The following is a 13,507-nucleotide window of genomic DNA, read 5'->3' on the forward strand; positions in this document are numbered from 1 at the left end:
CTGCTCTCAGAGACTTCATAACAATAGGACTGACATCATGCCAATTAGCACCCCACAAGAGATCATTGAAGACATTCGTCAAGGCAAAATGGTCATTCTGATGGATGATGAAGATCGTGAAAATGAAGGCGATCTGATCATGGCGGCTGAGCACATTACGCCAGCAGCGATCAATTTTATGGCAACCCATGGTCGCGGCCTCATCTGTTTAACGCTCACGAAAGAGCGTTGTCGCCGTCTGGGTTTAAATCCCATGGTGCAAGATAATAATGCGCAGTACACCACCAACTTCACCGTTTCGATTGAAGCGGCCGAAGGCGTGACCACCGGTATTTCAGCGGCGGATCGCGCGCGCACAGTACAAGCGGCAGTGGCAAAAGAAGCGAAAGCGGCCGATTTGGTTCAGCCGGGGCATATTTTCCCGTTGGCTGCACAAGATGGTGGAGTATTAACTCGCGCTGGGCACACAGAAGCTGGGTGTGATTTGGCACGCTTGGCAGGTTTAGAGCCTGCGTCGGTGATTGTGGAAATTCTTAATGATGACGGCACCATGGCGCGTCGCCCGGATTTAGAAGTGTTTGCTGAAAAACACGGCTTAAAGCTGGGTACGATTGCAGACTTGATTGAGTACCGCAACCACACCGAAACCACCATTGAGCGTGTCGCGCAATGTAAACTGCCAACCGAATATGGTGAGTTTGAACTGGTGACTTACCGCGACATCATCGATAAACAAATCCATTTTGCTCTGCGTAAAGGCGATATTACCAGCGCACCAACTCTCGTGCGTGTGCATCTGCAAGACACTTTTACCGATCTACTGCACAGCAACCGTGCGGCAGAGCGCAGTTGGCCACTTGCGACAGCAATGCAGCGTATTGGGCAAGAAGGTGGGGTGTTGGTGATCCTGGGTCATGAAGAATCGAGTGAGCTATTGCTGCACCGAGTGAAAATGTTTGAGTTGCAAGATAAAGGCGAAGCTCCTGCGATGGCCAAAAAACAAGGCACTTCACGCCGGGTCGGAGTTGGCTCGCAAATCCTTGCTGATCTTGGAGTGAAAGAGATGCGTCTGCTCTCTTCACCAAACAAAAAGTACCACGCATTGGGTGGTTTTGGTCTCAATGTGGTCGAATACGTCTGCGAATAATCGCTATTCCCTTGCTACTTGAAGTGGCAGGGGAGTGAGCGACCTTCATTCCCCCCCAAGCATAGAGTCTACCTATGCAGGGGGATGAACTTACTGTCCGCCTCGCTGCAAAACCAAGTCGTTTGAGGATATTTAATGGCTGGTTTATCGCGTTTTAGCTTGATGGCGGTGCGCCGTGTAAGCCCAAATTTCTGTTAGATATTGCTCACAAATTTGTGCTAGAATCCGGCGATTCTCACTTGATGAACAGAGTTAAAGGAAAGCTTATGAAAGTGATCGAGGGTGGTTTCCCAGCACCAAATGCGAAAATTGCGATTGTGATTTCTCGTTTCAACAGTTTTATCAATGAAAGTTTGCTGTCTGGTGCCATCGATACTCTTAAGCGTCACGGTCAGATCAGTGATGACAACATTACTGTTGTGCGTTGTCCCGGTGCGGTTGAGCTGCCACTGGTAGCGCAACGTGTTGCAAAAACGGGCGACTACGATGCGATTGTCTCTCTGGGTTGTGTGATCCGTGGCGGTACACCGCACTTTGACTACGTTTGCAGTGAAATGAATAAAGGTCTGGCACAAGTGTCTCTGGAATTTAGCATTCCAGTCGCATTCGGTGTGTTGACTGTTGATACTATCGATCAAGCTATTGAACGCGCAGGAACCAAGGCTGGTAATAAGGGTGCTGAAGCAGCACTGAGCGCACTTGAGATGATTAATGTTCTTTCTGAAATCGATTCCTAATGGGGGCCAGTGTGAAACCAGCCGCACGTCGTAATGCACGTCAATTTGCGCTACAAGCAATTTATTCATGGCAAATTACTAAAGAGAATGTTGCGACTATTGAAGAGCAATTTCTAACCAGCGGTAAGTACGATGAAGAAGAACATCGTGCCGCTGAGCCAGCTCTTGCTGCTCCTGAAACCGATGTTTCTTATTTCCGTGATCTGCTGGCGGGTGTGGTTTTAAACCATAATGAACTCGACAGCAAACTGCGTCCTTTTGTTTCTCGTCCGATGCAAGATCTGGACATGATGGAACTGGCGCTACTGCGTTTGGCCATGTATGAAATGACGCGTCGTGAAGACGTACCATACAAAGTGGTGATTAACGAGGCTATTGAACTGGCAAAAGTGTTTGCTGCGGAAGATAGCCATAAATTCGTTAACGGTGTGCTGGATAAAGCCGCACCGCACGTACGTAAGAAAGCGTAATCCGTTTTCCACTAGAAGGTCAGCAGTTGCTGACCTTTTTTCTTGATAAGCTGCGACCTAATGCAGCGTTTCAACCAAAGAGTCTGGATGATGTTTGGTGAATTTAATTTAATCGATAAATACTTTTCCAACCGACAAGCACAACGCAAAGACGTTCACTTAGCCTTAGGTGATGACTGTGCGATTGTCAAAGTTCCTGAAAACTCGCGTGTGGCGATCAGCACGGATACCTTAGTCGCTGGAACCCATTTTCTGGCACAAGCTAATCCTGCTTGGGTTGCCCATAAAGCGCTAGCCTCGAACATCAGTGATTTGGCGGCGATGGGCGCGACTCCGGCTTGGGTTTCTCTTGCGCTGACTCTGCCTGAAATCGATGAGGAGTGGTTAAAGCCGTTCTGCGATGCTTTTTTCGAGTTGGCCAATTATTACAATGTGCAGCTGATTGGTGGTGATACCACCAAAGGGCCACTCAGTATCACATTAACCGTGCAGGGTTTTTTACCCAAAGAGCAGGCTATGCTGCGTAGCGGAGCGAAAGTTGGCGATTGGCTCTATGTCACGGGCGATCTAGGGGATAGTCAAGCCGGCTTAGACGTGATTTTAGATCCGGAAAAGCGCCATTTACCCTTCGCCGATATTCTTGAGCAGCGCCATTACTTATCGACGCCACGCATTGTGGCAGGGCAAGCCTTGGTGCATTTGGCCTCTTCGGCGATTGATATTTCCGATGGCCTGATTGCCGATCTGCAACACATTTTGCGGCGTTCCAATGTTGGGGCGAGTATTGATGTCAGCTTGCTGCCTCTGTCTAAAGAGCTATTACAGTTTGTAGACAGTGTCACTAGTGCGCAGCAGTATGCCTTGACCAGCGGTGAAGAGTACGAACTCTGCTTCACCATTCCAGAAGAAAACCGAGGCTCGCTGGAAAATGCGCTCGCCCATTGCGGCACAAAAGTGACCTGTATTGGCCAAATTCGCCCGGCCGGTACGTTTGAGCTGCACAATCAGGGGAAAAAGCTCGATTGGCAACTGGCTGGGTATGATCATTTCAAGGTGAAAGCATGAGCGATCCACGCAGTAATCTCTCCTTAAGTAACCCTTGGCACTTGCTTGCTACTGGTTTTGGCAGTGGCTTGTCGCCCATCGTACCCGGAACGATGGGCACGTTAGCATCGGTGCCATTTTATTTAATGCTGGCACAGCTCCCTTTTACTCTGTATGCCGTCGTGGTTGTGTTCGCTAGCCTCATTGGCATAAAAATTTGCCAAGTCACCTCAGATGATATGCAGGTACACGATCACGGTTCGATTGTTTGGGATGAATTTTCCGGTTTTTGGATCACTATGCTGATTGTGCCGTTATACCAATTACCGGTTTTCGATTGGAAATGGCTCTTGACAGGTTTTGTGCTATTTCGCTTTTTCGATATGCTCAAACCGTGGCCGATCAGTTGGTTGGATAAGCGTGTGCATGGTGGTTTCGGCATCATGATTGATGATTTAGTGGCTGGGGTAATGGCCGCGATTAGTTTAGCGGCCATCGGCTATTGGTTAGAGTGGTTGCCTGCTTGAGATTCGCTTGTTTAGGTTCCCCTAGGGGAACCAAACTCAGCTAGTTTAATTTTTGCAAATCGGCTTCAATTTCGGCAATTTTACTGGCAACGACCTTTTCCAAGTGGCGTAAATCATTAAGAATTTTCTGTTTCACGTCCACTTCACCCATGACTTCAGGTTTGGTTATCTTGTTCAGCTCATCAATCACCAGCGTTAAATTGCGATTAATTTCAGTGACTTCTTTGTACTGATGACTGCCGCTGTCGACCAATACATTTTTGATCTGCCTTGGATACTTAAACTTGACGCTTTTGGCGAACAGTTCGCCCTTTTGCTTTTTGAAGTAGATCTTTAATACATCTTTATGCGCTTCTTGGCGCAGCGAATAGCGTTCAATTTGCGTAGGTTCATTAATACCCAAGCCAACGAGATGGGGAAACATAGGCAACCTCTTAGTTAAAATAACCCGCACGCCTCTTGATATACCCTTCCTACTTGAAGCTGCAGCGGTGTTAGCTACGTTCGTTCACCCCAATCACATAGTTTGTCTATGCTCATGGGGACTCACTCACTTGCCGCCTACCTGCAACTCCAAGTTGTTTGGGTATATACATTTACCAAGATGGCACTCAATTTACTGTAGCAGCTGGTTGATGTGCCTGACAGTTCAATAGGTTAACTTGTGCTCAAGATCGCACCCGCACCTTGACCGTTTCGCTACTGAGCGCTAGGAGCGAGCTCTGCGACATGTTCAATCAATTTCTCGCGCAAGTGCTGCTCCTCCTCTTCATTGAGGCGAGTGCCTTGGGCGTTGGTTAAAATGAATAAGTCTTCTGCGCGCTCACCTATGGTCGTGATTTTAGCTGCATGCAAATCCAAGTTGAGTTCGGCAAAGGTGGCTCCGACGGTAGCCAGTAGCCCCGGCGTATCCAGCGCGACGAACTCCATTAAGGTGCGCTTTTTACTCTTGGTTGGTAGAAAATCAACCTGAGTTTTGACTTTAAAGTGCTGCAAGTTACGAGGAATGCGCCGTGCCTTTTGCGTGGTAGGACGACCATCTTCCAGTACATGCACCAGATGACGAATCAATGCTTGATGGCGATCTTCTTCAATGGCTTGCCCATTTTGGTCAAGTACCATGAAAGTATCGAGTACATAACCGTCTTTACTGGCCATGATTTGCGCGTCATGCACGTTCAGATTACGCCGGTCTAGCTCGGCAACCACAGTCGCAAATAAAGCAGCTTGATCCTTGGTGTAGATAAACACTTCCGTTCCGCCGCGAGTGGCTTTTTTGCTGAGTAAAACCAAAGGTTTGCTACTGTCTTCATGGCGTAATAAATGGGTGCAGTGCCACGCGATCTGTTTATGAGTATGGCGCAAGAAATAATCGGCTTTAAAGCGCTGCCATAACACCTCAATTTCACGGCTAGAGAAGCCTTCTTTGCGCAGCAGGGCAGAGGCCATTTGCTGGTTATGACGAATGCGTTCACGGACATCGACGGGATTTTCTAGGCCGCGCCGTAGCGCGCGCTGGGTTGAGTAAAAGAGCTCTGCCAGCAAAGTGCGTTTCCAGCTGTTCCAAAGCTCAGGGTTGGTGGCGCAGATATCGGCGACGGTTAAACACACCAAGTATTCGAGGCGCTCTTCATCACGCACTTTTTTGGCAAATTCGATGATCACATCTGGATCGTAGATATCACGACGCTGCGCGGTGACCGACATCAGGAGGTGATTTTTGACCAGCCAAGCGACCAATTTCGCTTCCGGTTTAGATAAACCGTGCTCAATACAGAAATCAAACGCTTCATCAGCACCAATTTCTGAGTGATCACCGCCGCGTCCTTTACCGATATCATGGAAAATGGCCGCGAGGATGAGCAGCTCTTTTTTCTGAATTTTAGGGTAAATTTCACAGCAAATAGGGTGGCGATCGTGGTTATTGGCATCACTGAATAGATGGATATGTTTGAGTAGACGAATACTATGTTCATCCACTGTATAGACGTGGAACAAGTCGAACTGCATCTGGCCAACAATCTGGTTCCATTGGGGCAAATAAGCAGCAAGTACGCCCAGCTTGTGCATTTGGCTAAACGCTTTATGCAGTGCGTTGGGGTGGCGTACCAGCTCAATAAACTTTTCGCGTGCGGCGGGAAGGGTGTGCAGAAATTTATTCAGTCGGCGACGAGCCGTGCGCAATTGGCGCATGGTGGCTGGCGCAACCGATTCGATGGTGGAGTCGCTGGCCATGTGCAAAAACATATCCAGAATGGTTTCTGGACGAGCTTGAAATAGCGCGGGTTTACGCGCTTCAATCATATTGCCACGGCGTTGGAAGTCATCATCAATAATCACGGCTTCGGCTTCTTCACCATTATTGAGGATCGCTTTGTCGAAGATTTTCAGCAGCATTTTGTTGAGCTCAGCCACACGACGCAGGGTGCGGAAAAACTCTTTCATCATCATCTCTATGCCACGGTTGCCTTCACCAAAGTAACCGAGATGACGAGCAACTTGCACTTGATGGGCGAAGGTTAAGCGGTTGTCGTAACGTTTCAGCTCAATGTGCAGCGCAAAACGCACGCGCCATAAAAAGTCTTGGCACTCAACCAGCTCACGGTATTCGGCATCGGTCAGAAAACCAAAGCGGCTCATCTCATACAAGGACGTCGCCCCAAAATGGCGGCGTGCGACCCAACTTAAGGTGTGAATATCGCGTAGCCCACCGGGAGTCGATTTGATGTCTGGCTCTAAGTTGTAGGTGGTATCGTGATATCGAGCGTGGCGCTCTTTCTGCTCACGCACTTTGGCTTGATAGAAGATTTCACTTGGCCAGAAAGACTCAGAATGGATGACCATTTTGAGACGATGAAAAGTATCTTCACAACCGCACAGTAGTCGCGCCTCTTGCAAGTTAGTGGCCACCGTGAGGTCGGTTTTACCGATTTCAGCACACTGTTCCACGGTTCGTACCGCGTGGCCAATCTCCAATTTTAAGTCCCATAACAGGGTGAGAAATTGGCTGATTTTATTGGCGACTTGTTCGCTGAGCGGCTGTTGAGATAAGACTAAGAGATCGATGTCTGAGAGAGGGTGTAGCTCGCCACGCCCATAACCCCCAACCGCGACTAAACTCACTTCAACCAGCTCATCAAAGCCAAAAAATTGCCACAAACGGTGGAGTAGCAGGTCCATGTATTCGGAGCGGCCAAGCACTAAGTCGGTCACTGGATGGTGATCGAAAAACTCCTGCTTTTGGTATTCAGTAAAGCTTTCGAGCTGCTGCTTTAAGCTCTCTACCGTCAGTTGGGGTTCTTGAAATGTGATAGGGGATTGATACGGCATAGCGCGTCCATGCAAGCGTTAACACGAATGGAGCCAATCTAGCAGATGGCGACGGATAAAAAAATATCCCTGACCAGCAGGGATATTTTCAATCGAAGGTAAACTTAGGCGTTATTCAAGATGCGTGGCAGGCTTTCTTCACTGCGTAGCGTCAGGATTTCACAGCCTGTTGCAGTGACCAAAATCGTGTGTTCCCACTGGGCAGATTTTTTGCCATCGGCGGTGTAGACCGTCCAGCTATCTTCATCATCAAGACGGCAGCCAAATTTACCGGCGTTAATCATGGGCTCAATGGTGAAAATCATCCCTTCACGCAGCACGGTGCGGTCACTGTTTTTGTAGTGCACCACTTGTGGCTCTTCATGGAACTCAGCACCAATGCCGTGACCACAGTAATCACGCACGATAGAGAATTTAAAGCGCGGGTTGTTTTTGTTGTTGGCCTTGATGTGTTTTTCAATCGTGGTGCCAATTTCGCCCAATTGAACGCCCGGCTTGACCTGTTTAAGTGCGAGGTAAAGACACTCTTGCGCCACATGACACAGGCGCTTGTCTTCAATCGACACATCGCCAATCAAAAACATTTTTGAGGTATCGCCGTGGTAGCCGTCTTTGATAACCGTAATATCGATATTAAGGATGTCACCATCACGCAGTACCGCAGGACGTTGGATCTGACCAAAATAAGTATCTTCACTGGCAGGAATGCCGTGGCAGACAATGTGGTTGATCGACGTGCAGATCGATTTTGGAAAACCGTGATAATTCAGTGGTGCCGGAATCGCGCCTTGAACTTCAGTAATGTACTTATGACATATCTGATCCAGCTCTTCGGTAGTCACGCCTGCTTTCACATGAGGTTCAATCATTTCGAGAACTTCAGCGGCTAAGCGGCCCGCAACGCGCATTTTTTCAATTTCTACGGCATTCTTGATTTTTATAGACATCGGCTTTCTCTACTCACTTGTGAGCACACAAGGTGCTAGTGGCGCTATTGTAACAATGGACAGATGAAGCGCAAGAAAACAGTCGCCCGGCGCTAAAATCGAGCGGCGAACTCATGGCTTTGCATTGGCTATCGACGAATTTTTTCTAGCCACACAGGGGCAAAATATGGTATAAAGCGCGCCGGAATCCGGGTCCTTGTTCTCCTTGTCGGCGAAAAGGATTGGGAACCGCAAACCTAATTGTTTAAATCACACACATTCCGACACGTGTTCCGGGGTGCTCCAATTGAGGAGTCGGATATACGGGGAATGTGGAGGCCTAACCCCATAGAGGAATTTAAAATGGCATCTGTATCAATGCGCGATATGCTGACAGCGGGCGTACACTTCGGTCACCAAACTCGTTACTGGAACCCAAAAATGAAGCAATTCATTTTCGGTGCTCGTAACCGCGTTCACATCATCAACCTAGAAAAAACTGTACCAATGTTCAACGAAGCTCTAGCTGAGCTGGCAAAAGTTGGCGAGAAAAAAGGTAAAGTTCTGTTCGTAGGTACTAAGCGCGCTGCATCTGAGTCTGTTAAAGAAGCTGCTCTAGCAAGCAACCAATACTACGTTAACAACCGCTGGTTGGGCGGTATGCTGACTAACTGGAAAACTGTTCGTCAGTCAATCAAGCGTCTGAAAGAGCTGGAAGTTCAATCAACTGACGGTACTTTTGACAAGCTGACTAAGAAAGAAGCTCTAATGCGCACTCGCGAAATGGAGAAACTTGAAAAGTCTCTTGGCGGTATCAAAGATATGGGCGGCCTGCCTGACGCTCTGTTCGTAATCGACGCAGATCACGAGCACATCGCTATCAAAGAAGCGAACAACCTAGGTATTCCAGTATTTGCTGTTGTTGATACTAACTCTAGCCCAGACGGCGTAGACTACATCATCCCAGGTAACGACGACGCGATCCGCGCTGTTCAACTGTACCTGAATGCGGCTGCTGCTTCGATCAATGAAGGTCGTAACAAAGACGCTGTTGTAGCTGAAAAAGACGGTTTCGTAGAAGCGGAATAATCTCGGCTCTGAGTGAAACTTAGGCTATCTGCCATAATTGTGCAGCATAGACCAAGTTATAGTTAGCATTGGGGGCCGATAATGTAGGCCCTCAATTTTTACCCAATCCAGAATTAACTGAGGAATAGAGAATGGCTGTTACTGCTGCTCTAGTAAAAGAACTGCGCGAGCGTACTGGCGCAGGTATGATGGAATGTAAGAAAGCCCTTGTTGAAACGAACGGTGACATCGAGCTGGCGATCGAAAACATGCGTAAGAGTGGTGCTGCTAAAGCTGCTAAAAAAGCTGGCAACATCGCTGCTGAAGGCACCATCATTATCAAAGAAGGCGAAGGCGTTGCGGCTCTGGTTGAAGTAAACTGCCAAACTGACTTCGTAGCAAAAGACGGCAGCTTCGTAGCATTTGCTAACCAAGTTGCTGACGCTGCTGTTGCTTCTAAAGCCTCTGTAGAAGAACTACAAGCGCAATTCGAAGAAGTTCGTGTTGCTCTAGTTGCGAAAATTGGTGAGAACATCAACATCCGTCGCGTTCAGTACGTTGAAGGCGCAACTCTGGCTACTTACCGTCACGGCGATCGTATCGGTGTAGTAGTTGCAGGTTCTACTGACGCAGAAACTCTGAAGCACGTTGCAATGCACGTTGCTGCTTCTCGTCCAGAATTCCTGACTCCAGACGACGTTCCAGCTGAAGTTGTTGCCAAAGAGCGTGAAGTTCAAGTTGGCATCGCAATGAACGAAGGCAAGCCAAAAGAAATCGCAGAGAAAATGGTTGAAGGCCGTATGAAGAAATTCACTGGCGAAGTTTCTCTGACTGGTCAGCCATTCGTAATGGAACCAAAGAAAACTGTTGGCGAAATTCTGGCGGAGAAAGGCGTAGCTGTAACTGCGTTCGTTCGTCTTGAAGTAGGTGAAGGCATCGAAAAACAAGAAGGCCTGAGCTTTGCTGAAGAAGTAGCACTGGTGCAAAAGGGTTAATCCTAGCGCGATTGCTCAGAAAAAGACCGTGGCCATGGCTGCGGTCTTTTCACGATTAAGGTGTTGATTCGTTAAATATTGAATATTAAAGCGTCGATTTGATTAACCGTGATGAATGGATTTTAGCCTAGCACTCAAATCTATCCATGACTGTTAATCCTCAACTCTCTTTGGAAGGTAAACTCCCATGACTACGAACCCTAAACCAGCTTATCAACGTATTCTGTTAAAACTAAGTGGTGAAGCGCTACAAGGCTCTGAAGGTTTTGGTATTGATCCTACGGTACTTGAACGTATGGCTCAGGAAGTAAAAGAACTGGTTGAGCTGGGCGTACAAGTGGGTGTAGTGATTGGTGGGGGCAACCTGTTCCGTGGTGCTGGTCTTGCTAAAGCAGGCATGAACCGTGTAGTGGGTGACCACATGGGGATGTTGGCAACCGTGATGAACGGCTTGGCAATGCGTGATGCGTTGCATCGTGCTTATGTGAATGCTCGCCTGATGTCTGCTATCCCGCTAAATGGTGTGTGTGACGATTACAGCTGGTCTGATGCGATTCGTGAATTACGTCAAGGCCGAGTGGTGATTTTCGCTGCGGGTACTGGCAATCCTTTCTTTACTACGGATTCGGCTGCGTGTCTGCGTGGTATTGAAATTGAAGCGGACGTGGTTCTCAAAGCGACCAAAGTAGATGGTGTTTACAGCGCTGACCCGGTAGCCAACCCAGAAGCACAACTGTATGATAAGCTGACTTACAACGATGTGCTTGAGAAAGAGCTGAAAGTGATGGATTTGGCGGCGTTTACTCTAGCTCGTGACCATAAAATGCCAATTCGTGTATTTAACATGAACAAACCTGGCGCACTTCGTCGCGTCGTTATGGGTGAAACTGAAGGTACGCTGATCAGTGACGTGCAGTGATCCGTCTGTCAACGAAACGCTCTCGAAACGAAAACAAGAATTAAGGTGATATTGTGATTAATGAGATCAAAAAAGATGCGCAAGAGCGTATGGAGAAAAGTGTTGAAGCACTGAAAAATGGCCTGTCTAAGATCCGTACTGGCCGTGCTCACCCAAGTCTGCTGACGGGTATTTCAGTTGACTACTACGGCGCTCCAACTCCACTTAATCAGGTTGCTAACGTGATTGCAGAAGATGCACGTACGCTAGCGATCACCGTGTTTGATCGCGAATTAACTCAAAAAGTTGAAAAAGCGATCCTGATGTCTGATCTGGGTCTTAACCCAATGTCAGCTGGCACCATTATCCGCGTTCCACTGCCACCGCTCACCGAAGAACGTCGCCGTGATCTGGTGAAAATCGTGCGTGGTGAAGCAGAAGGTGGTCGTGTTGCGGTACGTAACATCCGTCGCGATGCGAACAATGATCTGAAAGCGCTACTGAAAGACAAAGAGATTTCAGAAGACGATGAACGCCGTGCACAAGAAGAGATTCAAAAGCTGACCGATGCGGCAGTGAAGAAGATTGATGATGTGCTTGCTGCAAAAGAAAAAGAGTTGATGGAAGTTTAATCCACTGACTTGGTGAACAAAACGCTGTGCTCGCAGCACAGCGTTTTTTTATGCTACTCTTGCGCCTCTTTGATTGTTCGTTGTGTTTCTTATGCAAAATCTATCTCTTTCCCAAGATGTATTGCCTAAACATATTGCCGTCATTATGGATGGTAATGGTCGTTGGGCGAAAGCGCAGGGAAAACCGCGTGTGTTCGGCCATAAAAATGGTGTGGCTGCGGTACGAAAAACCATCTCTACTTCTGCTCGCCTTGGCATTAAAGCTGTGACTCTGTTTGCTTTTAGCAGCGAGAACTGGCGTCGTCCGGAAGAAGAAGTCGGCGTGTTGATGGAACTCTTTATGACTGTTCTTTCAACCGAAATTAAGAAATTGCATAAAAACAATCTGCGTTTGCGAGTGATCGGTGATAAAAGCCGCTTTAGTGAGCGTCTGCAAACGAAAATCGCGCAAGCGGAGCAGTTAACCGCCAGCAATACCGGCATGGTGGTCAATATCGCTGCGAACTACGGTGGACAGTGGGATATCTTGCAAGCTACTCAAGCATTGGCTGAAAAGGTTACCCAAGGTGAACTGCAACCATCGGACATCGATGAAGCCGTATTTAAGCAGCATTTGACTATGGCTGATCTGCCGGATGTGGATTTGTTGATCCGCACCAGTGGAGAGTGCCGTATTAGTAATTTTATGCTTTGGCAACTTGCCTATGCAGAAATGTATTTCACTCCAGTCTTCTGGCCTGAGTTCGATGAAAACTGCCTGATTGAAGCAGTGACTTGGTTTGTTAATCGTGAGCGCCGTTTTGGCTGTACTGGTGAACAAATCAAGGCATTGATGGAAAACTGAATATAGGACTTCTCAATTTGAAGCAGCGAATCATTACAGCGCTTATTCTGGCGCCTTTGGTGATCCTTGGTATCCTTTATCTGCCTTTTGCTTGGTTTATGTTGGCACTCGCAGTAGTGACCTTACTCGGATTCTGGGAATGGACTCAGTTCGTTAACCAACCATCACGCATGTTAGCCATGATTCCCGCCTTATTGGTTGGCGGTGTCAGTGTCGCTTTGATCGACTTTCAATTTCCGGCTATCAGCAATATGAATACGGCGCATTTTATTGTGCTGGGTATCGGTAGCCTTTGGTGGCTCGTCTCAAGTGGACTGGCGATCACTTATCCGCGCTCGCGTCCATTATGGGAGCACTCCAGCACTGTTCGCCACCTGTTTGGCCTATTTACTCTGCTGCCTTTCTTTTGGAGTGTGTTGTTCTTACGCGCCGATACTTACCTTTCCGATCCTCTTTATGGCGCGAAATTAGTTCTCTTCGTCTGTTTTCTGGTCTGGGCCGCAGACAGCGGTGCCTATTTTGTGGGAAAAAGCTTAGGTAAACACAAAATGGCGCCTGCAGTCAGCCCGAATAAAACGATAGAAGGGTTGGTCGGTGGCATCGTCACCGCCATGTTGGTTGGTTATTGGGTAGCAGAGTGGTTTGGTATTCAATTTAGCTCTATGCCTGTCATGCTGCTGATCATCTTATTGACTGTGGTGATTTCGGTTTTAGGAGATTTGGTCGAGAGCATGTTTAAACGTGTTTCTGGGATCAAAGACAGCAGCAATATAATTCCTGGGCACGGCGGCATTCTGGATCGGATTGATAGCCTAACGGCCGCTTTCCCTGTGTTCGCTCTTCTCTATTTCTTGTTCTAATACTCAGGCTGCTTAGGCGGCCTGATGTG

14 protein-coding genes are annotated in these 13,507 nt (G+C 47.9%); 11 read left to right on the top strand and 3 right to left on the bottom strand.

Translation table 11 applies throughout. From position 1 onward, the window contains the following. Nucleotides 1-37: 37 nt before the first annotated feature. From ribBA to pgpA, 5 genes are all read left to right on the top strand, one after another. Nucleotides 38-1,147 (top strand): bifunctional 3,4-dihydroxy-2-butanone-4-phosphate synthase/GTP cyclohydrolase II, encoded by a 1,110-nt coding sequence (gene ribBA / locus CEQ48_RS07625; protein ID WP_001122865.1) that lies wholly within the window; start codon nucleotides 38-40, stop codon nucleotides 1,145-1,147. A gap of 266 nt (nucleotides 1,148-1,413) precedes the next feature. Then, on the top strand, nucleotides 1,414-1,884 hold the full coding sequence (gene ribH, locus CEQ48_RS07630) for a 6,7-dimethyl-8-ribityllumazine synthase (protein ID WP_000864130.1): 471 nt from the start codon (nucleotides 1,414-1,416) through the stop codon (nucleotides 1,882-1,884). Further along, on the top strand, nucleotides 1,884-2,354 hold the full coding sequence (nusB, locus tag CEQ48_RS07635; protein ID WP_000501296.1) for a transcription antitermination factor NusB: 471 nt from the start codon (nucleotides 1,884-1,886) through the stop codon (nucleotides 2,352-2,354). Before ribH ends, nusB begins: the two co-directional genes overlap by 1 nt. A 90-nt stretch (nucleotides 2,355-2,444) precedes the next feature. Continuing rightward, a complete protein-coding gene (gene thiL / locus CEQ48_RS07640; RefSeq protein WP_059260169.1) occupies nucleotides 2,445-3,419 on the top strand; it encodes a thiamine-phosphate kinase in 975 nt (324 codons plus the stop codon). Continuing rightward, entirely contained in the window at nucleotides 3,416-3,925 is a 510-nt protein-coding gene (gene pgpA / locus CEQ48_RS07645; protein WP_089070825.1) for a phosphatidylglycerophosphatase A, read from the top strand. The genes thiL and pgpA overlap by 4 nt, the downstream gene beginning before the upstream one ends. A 40-nt stretch (nucleotides 3,926-3,965) precedes the next feature. On the opposite strand, the gene CEQ48_RS07650 is transcribed toward pgpA, so the two are convergent. From CEQ48_RS07650 to map, 3 genes are all read right to left on the bottom strand, one after another. Beyond that, nucleotides 3,966-4,349: a DUF3461 family protein gene (locus CEQ48_RS07650; protein ID WP_000483924.1), complete on the bottom strand. Its 384-nt coding sequence runs from the start codon at nucleotides 4,347-4,349 to the stop codon at nucleotides 3,966-3,968. 275 nt (nucleotides 4,350-4,624) lie between these two features. Further along, a complete protein-coding gene (glnD, locus tag CEQ48_RS07655; RefSeq protein WP_181710652.1) occupies nucleotides 4,625-7,255 on the bottom strand; it encodes a bifunctional uridylyltransferase/uridylyl-removing protein GlnD in 2,631 nt (876 codons plus the stop codon). Between the two features lie 104 nt (nucleotides 7,256-7,359). Then, the gene (gene map / locus CEQ48_RS07660; protein ID WP_089070827.1) at nucleotides 7,360-8,202 is read right to left on the bottom strand and encodes a type I methionyl aminopeptidase; all 843 of its coding nucleotides are present in this window, start codon (nucleotides 8,200-8,202) and stop codon (nucleotides 7,360-7,362) included. Between the two features lie 342 nt (nucleotides 8,203-8,544). On the opposite strand from map, the gene rpsB reads away from it, so the two are divergent. From rpsB to CEQ48_RS07690, 6 genes are all read left to right on the top strand, one after another. Continuing rightward, complete coding sequence (rpsB, locus tag CEQ48_RS07665; protein WP_000179227.1) at nucleotides 8,545-9,270, top strand: 30S ribosomal protein S2; 726 nt, start codon at nucleotides 8,545-8,547, stop codon at nucleotides 9,268-9,270. Nucleotides 9,271-9,401: 131 nt separating this feature from the next. Next, nucleotides 9,402-10,244, top strand: coding sequence for a translation elongation factor Ts (gene tsf / locus CEQ48_RS07670; RefSeq protein WP_055027593.1), 843 nt, complete (start codon nucleotides 9,402-9,404; stop codon nucleotides 10,242-10,244). Nucleotides 10,245-10,431: 187 nt separating this feature from the next. Continuing rightward, the gene (gene pyrH / locus CEQ48_RS07675) at nucleotides 10,432-11,163 is read left to right on the top strand and encodes a UMP kinase (RefSeq protein WP_089070828.1); all 732 of its coding nucleotides are present in this window, start codon (nucleotides 10,432-10,434) and stop codon (nucleotides 11,161-11,163) included. A 53-nt stretch (nucleotides 11,164-11,216) separates the two neighbouring features. Beyond that, entirely contained in the window at nucleotides 11,217-11,774 is a 558-nt protein-coding gene (gene frr, locus CEQ48_RS07680) for a ribosome recycling factor (RefSeq protein ID WP_000606619.1), read from the top strand. Nucleotides 11,775-11,865: 91 nt separating this feature from the next. Next, nucleotides 11,866-12,618, top strand: a complete 753-nt coding sequence (gene uppS / locus CEQ48_RS07685) for a polyprenyl diphosphate synthase (protein ID WP_001180543.1) — start codon at nucleotides 11,866-11,868, stop codon at nucleotides 12,616-12,618. Between the two features lie 17 nt (nucleotides 12,619-12,635). After that, nucleotides 12,636-13,478, top strand: a complete 843-nt coding sequence (locus CEQ48_RS07690; RefSeq protein WP_089070829.1) for a phosphatidate cytidylyltransferase — start codon at nucleotides 12,636-12,638, stop codon at nucleotides 13,476-13,478. Nucleotides 13,479-13,507: the final 29 nt, after the last annotated feature.

It is taken from the genome of Vibrio tarriae (assembly GCF_002216685.1).
GTDB lineage: Bacteria > Pseudomonadota > Gammaproteobacteria > Enterobacterales > Vibrionaceae > Vibrio > Vibrio tarriae.

Excerpts from the sequence above, each read along its gene's own strand:
- ribBA (WP_001122865.1), top strand. The coding sequence starts at position 38 with ATGCCAATTAGCACCCCACAAGAGATCATTGAAGACATTCGTCAAGGC.
- ribH (WP_000864130.1), top strand. The coding sequence starts at position 1,414 with ATGAAAGTGATCGAGGGTGGTTTCCCAGCACCAAATGCGAAAATTGCG.
- nusB (WP_000501296.1), top strand. The coding sequence starts at position 1,884 with ATGGGGGCCAGTGTGAAACCAGCCGCACGTCGTAATGCACGTCAATTT.
- thiL (WP_059260169.1), top strand. The coding sequence starts at position 2,445 with ATGTTTGGTGAATTTAATTTAATCGATAAATACTTTTCCAACCGACAA.
- pgpA (WP_089070825.1), top strand. The coding sequence starts at position 3,416 with ATGAGCGATCCACGCAGTAATCTCTCCTTAAGTAACCCTTGGCACTTG.
- CEQ48_RS07650 (WP_000483924.1), bottom strand. The coding sequence starts at position 4,349 with ATGTTTCCCCATCTCGTTGGCTTGGGTATTAATGAACCTACGCAAATT.
- glnD (WP_181710652.1), bottom strand. The coding sequence starts at position 7,255 with ATGCCGTATCAATCCCCTATCACATTTCAAGAACCCCAACTGACGGTA.
- map (WP_089070827.1), bottom strand. The coding sequence starts at position 8,202 with ATGTCTATAAAAATCAAGAATGCCGTAGAAATTGAAAAAATGCGCGTT.
- rpsB (WP_000179227.1), top strand. The coding sequence starts at position 8,545 with ATGGCATCTGTATCAATGCGCGATATGCTGACAGCGGGCGTACACTTC.
- tsf (WP_055027593.1), top strand. The coding sequence starts at position 9,402 with ATGGCTGTTACTGCTGCTCTAGTAAAAGAACTGCGCGAGCGTACTGGC.
- pyrH (WP_089070828.1), top strand. The coding sequence starts at position 10,432 with ATGACTACGAACCCTAAACCAGCTTATCAACGTATTCTGTTAAAACTA.
- uppS (WP_001180543.1), top strand. The coding sequence starts at position 11,866 with ATGCAAAATCTATCTCTTTCCCAAGATGTATTGCCTAAACATATTGCC.